This window comes from Lysinibacillus sp. GbtcB16 (genome assembly GCF_019091145.1).
Taxonomy (GTDB): domain Bacteria; phylum Bacillota; class Bacilli; order Bacillales_A; family Planococcaceae; genus Lysinibacillus; species Lysinibacillus fusiformis.
Window position 1 is genome coordinate 1 of sequence record NZ_JAGXJV010000495.1, and the last position, 265, is coordinate 265.

General features: G+C 56.2%; 1 protein-coding gene. It reads left to right on the top strand.

Features of this window, described 5'->3' with window-relative positions:
* Positions 1–265, top strand: a 265-nt coding sequence (locus KVT27_RS25030; RefSeq protein WP_217582211.1) for an MOSC domain-containing protein, incomplete at both ends; no start/stop codon positions are given.

The following is a 265-nucleotide window of genomic DNA, read 5'->3' on the forward strand; positions in this document are numbered from 1 at the left end:
CAAACCGGCTTGTATCTTTCCACACTGAACTTTGAAGGCGACGGCCAAGCGGACTTGGCGCATCACGGCGGGGTAGATAAAGCTGTTTGCGTATACCCTTCCGAGCATTTCGCCTTTTTCGAAAAGGAGCTTGGACTCCCCTTCCAGCCAGGCGCGTACGGAGAGAATATCACGCCCAAAGGCATGCTGGAAGCACAGCTGTGCATAGGCGAGGTCTTCAGATTGGGCGATGCGGTTGTTCAAGTCAGCCAGCCGCGGCAGCCCT